This window comes from Polaromonas sp. P1_E3, assembly GCF_056405935.1.
On the sequence record NZ_JBFUBD010000491.1, the window covers coordinates 1 to 1,781 of the forward strand.

The window sequence follows — 1,781 nt, forward strand, 5'->3', positions numbered from 1 at the left end:
GAACTGCATCTTGAACCTGATTTCCTGGCTGATGACATTGCTGGGCGTCGCCGTGGGCGCGCTAGCGGGTATTTTGCTGTATGCCGCCTGGCTGCGGAAAAGCTCAAGCGCGAAGCTGCGGATTCCCCACAAATGGCCGCTGCGCGCCAGGGGCGTGGTCAGCAACGATGAATACGAAGTATGGAAATGGCTGCGAAGCGCCTTCCACGATCATGCGGTGATGGTCAAGCTGCCGGTGTTGCGCTTCACCATTCCGCTGGAGAAAGAAAAAGAGAAGGAAAAAGACAAGGAAAAAACAGCACGCCTGCTTGAATTGCTCAACGGTGTTTACACGACCTTCACGGTGTGCACCCTCGACGGCAAGGTCGTTGGGTGTGTTGATTTGCGCGGCAAGCGCGACGTGAGCCGGGCCACCCGCGAGCTCAAGGAAACCCTGCTGTCTGATTGCGGCATTGCCTATACGTCCATCAAGGCCAGCCGGCCGCCCACAGTCAGCGCTATGCGTGCCGCATTCCTGGGTGAAATTCCGGAAGAGCTCGTGCAGGAGCACCAGGAAACGCGCGGCGGTGACAGCAGCTTTCACGCCGACCTGGAGTCATTCACCCGGGAGCGTGTCAAGGCCGCCAAGGACGCCGCGTTGAAAGAGCTCAACAAGGACAACCAGCCCGAAGCATCGCGGGCGGCAACCCCCAGCAATGTCGGCTTCAATCCCGATGGTACGGGCGGCATTCGCATCGACAAGAACGACCGTTTTGCCACGCAGTGGGAAGATTCTTTCACCCAGCCCGCCGATACGCGGCCGGCCAGGATCGAATAGGGGCGTGGCCATGAGTGCTGGTCCAAGGCGGCTGCCCCTGGCGGCCGCCAGATGAAAACGCTGCCGTGAGCAGGTTGGGGCTTACCCGGGACAAGATCTACAAAATCGTGGCGCGGCAGCTCCACGGGAAGGTGCCGTGCTGGGTGTGCGGTGAACACGTCATGCCCGAGGCCGCCACGCTGGAACACATCCTGCCGCTGAGCGAAGGGGGCAACAGCCATGCGGAAAACCTGGCGATAAGCCATGAAACCTGCAATGGCCAGCGGCATGCCGCTGKCGTCGTCCGGGCCTCTCCAGTCTCGCCGGGACGGGTGCTACAGCGTAAATCGCCGCCGCCTGCCGCCAATCCATGAGGTGCTGCATCCGGTACCTGCTGGGGTTTGCACTGGCCGTGCTTGCGGCCGGTGCGGGCCCCTGGACCTGGGCGCAGGCGCAGGAATCCCTGCAGCCGCAAGCCAAAGCGGGTGAGATCGCCATTGGAAACGACGGCAAATATGTGCTGTCGCAGTCATTCACCTACCTGGAAGACGCCGGTGGCGAGCTCACACTGGCCGACCTTTTAAAGGCGGAGGCCCAGGCGCGCTTTCAGCCTGTGCCGCAAACCGGCTCGGCCACCAACTTTGGCTTGACCAGCTCGGCCATCTGGCTGCGCGTGAACCTGAGGACAGAACGCGCCACGCCTGCAGACTGGATGCTGGAGCTGGCCTATCCGCCACTGGACCGGCTGGAGCTTTATTCGCCGGATGGCAAAGGCGGTTTTGTGGGGCAGATCGGTGGCGACCTTTTGCCTTTTGCCGACCGGGCAGTGGTGCACCGCAACCATGTCATGCCGGTTCGCCTCAAGCCCGGCGCCGTCAATACGCTCTACCTTCGGGTGACGTCGGGCGGGACAGTCTCTGCGCCCGTTCGGCTATGGCAGCCGGCAGCACTGTGGCAACACGACCAGGCTGAATACGCCGCGATC

The 1,781-nt window shown here is 62.3% G+C and carries 3 protein-coding genes; all 3 read left to right on the forward strand.

Annotated features, from left to right (window positions below):
* The coding region (locus AC1D0Z_RS20880; protein ID WP_477660077.1) for a DUF2726 domain-containing protein at window positions 1-817 on the forward strand (817 nt) is incomplete at its 5' end.
* Between the two features lie 65 nt (window positions 818-882).
* Window positions 883-1,170 (forward strand): HNH endonuclease, encoded by a 288-nt coding sequence (locus tag AC1D0Z_RS20885; protein ID WP_477660078.1) that lies wholly within the window; start codon window positions 883-885, stop codon window positions 1,168-1,170.
* A partial coding sequence (locus tag AC1D0Z_RS20890; RefSeq protein ID WP_477660079.1) for a 7TMR-DISMED2 domain-containing protein occupies window positions 1,167-1,781 on the forward strand: 615 nt, incomplete at its 3' end. The genes AC1D0Z_RS20885 and AC1D0Z_RS20890, both read left to right, overlap by 4 nt.